4 protein-coding genes are annotated in these 1622 nt (G+C 38.6%); all 4 read right to left on the bottom strand.

Annotated features, from left to right (window positions below):
• The coding region (locus tag AB1414_20555; protein MEW6609802.1) for a hypothetical protein at window positions 1-340 on the bottom strand (340 nt) is incomplete at its 3' end.
• Window positions 341-359: 19 nt separating this feature from the next.
• Window positions 360-779 (bottom strand): DUF2380 domain-containing protein, encoded by a 420-nt coding sequence (locus tag AB1414_20550; GenBank protein ID MEW6609801.1) that lies wholly within the window; start codon window positions 777-779, stop codon window positions 360-362.
• Between the two features lie 17 nt (window positions 780-796).
• The gene (locus tag AB1414_20545; GenBank protein ID MEW6609800.1) at window positions 797-1051 is read right to left on the bottom strand and encodes a hypothetical protein; all 255 of its coding nucleotides are present in this window, start codon (window positions 1049-1051) and stop codon (window positions 797-799) included.
• Window positions 1048-1622: hypothetical protein (locus AB1414_20540; GenBank protein MEW6609799.1), on the bottom strand; the 575-nt coding region annotated here is incomplete at its 5' end. The genes AB1414_20545 and AB1414_20540, both read right to left, overlap by 4 nt.

Raw genomic sequence — 1622 nt, 5'->3', positions numbered from 1 at the left:
CCCAGCCTGTAATTACCATCTCCCATAATTGAGGGATTGGTTTTGGTTCTTTCCCCATCCTTTTTACTTTCTTTACAGTGACTGGCTTTAACTCATACCCTGTAAACCCTGCCTCTTTGAATAACCCCGCTACCTTATCCGTAATTAAACACTCGCCACCAAACACTATCCATATAAAATCTCTAATATTAGGAGATGGCAATTCTATCATTAAATCTCCTATCCTTTTCCCTCCCCTCATGTGATGTTTATCTTTTGGACAGATTATCTGTTCTAAATCCATCCCATCTGCCCAGTCAGCCCCTAAATAGTTCTCCTCATGATATAGCCTATAAAACATAGAAATCCCTCCTTAGTCTTTATTGAAGATTAAGTTCTTTATTTATCTTTTCTATCTGTTTTAATATCTCTGTTTGCATATTTTCTATCTGGTTTAATTGCCATTGTTGAAGATCAGGCTGTTTCTTTATCTTGTCTAACTGCTCTAACAGTTGTTTATCCATATTTTTTAACTGGTCTAATATCTGAGGAGAGTCAACATCACCTTTCTCAAAAAATTCGTCCCATTGTTTATTCCAGTGGTTTTGTCCTGTATGTAAACCATAGGGTTTTAAGTTATGAAACCATTTGGCAATTGGCACTGTCCACTCTTCAATATTCAATCCGCTTCTAGCAAAGTCTTTAGCATACGCTTTGCAAAGTGCATGGTGAGGAAATAAGTAGGGCCAAACCGTGAATGTAGAAAGTAAATTTGGTCTACATTCCTGGCTTGACCCCACAAAGTCCACCTGAATTTTTATACGAAATCTTTGTCAGGCACTATCTTGTCTAAACCAATCTCTTCTAGTGGTATGCCAAAAGATTCTACATACTGTTGAAGAAGAGAAATACTACGGTGAAAACCAAGAAGAGATCCAGTATAGAAAGATTCATCAGGGGTACCTCGAGCCTTATCACGCTTTGCCTTCGCTTCATGAGCATCTTCAAGCAGAAAATAAACATAATCTCTTAGAAGGTTCTGATATGTACTTTCTTCTTTATTAGACATCATTTTACTCCTTTTGTTTGCAAGAGATATCGCATAATCTCAGCAAGTTCTTGATTTCGTTGCAAATCCTTTTGCCAATATCGTAGAAGACCCTCTTGAGCACGGGTATCCATTTTATTCCAATCTTCAGCAAACTTATCTGGATTTGCAATCTTTTCTTTATGGAGAGCAACCTGTTTCTCATAACTTTTAAGTGCCTTCTGAATCTCCTCTGGAGTGCGTTTTGCATAGTTCTCTAATAATCCTGAATGTTTTCCACCTATCCTTAAGGCTTCTTCAACTACCTTCCCAGCATTTTTAACTAATACGCCTGAAACTCCAGGGACAAATATCGCTCCCGCAACTAATGCCCTTTGAGTAGGAGTAAGTTCTCCTCCAAAACTATATCCACTGGCAGCACTGAAGATGTCATAAACAGTTTCAATTACTTGGCCACCTGGGAGAAATCCAACTGCTGCAATGCCTCCTTCAATAGCAATACCTGCATCCCTAAGTATCCCTCTCCACCACTCTGCGACTACATTGTTTACACCAATACATGTCGTAGTACTTTGTCCTGTTTCATTAATACCAG

The organism is bacterium (assembly GCA_040755795.1).
Classification (GTDB): Bacteria; UBA9089; CG2-30-40-21; order CG2-30-40-21; family SBAY01; genus JBFLXS01.
This window is presented reverse-complemented; position numbering and strand designations above follow the sequence as displayed.

Bases quoted from the DNA above. Each gene is read 5' to 3' on its own strand.
- AB1414_20545 (MEW6609800.1), bottom strand. From the start codon at position 1,051: ATGATGTCTAATAAAGAAGAAAGTACATATCAGAACCTTCTAAGAGAT.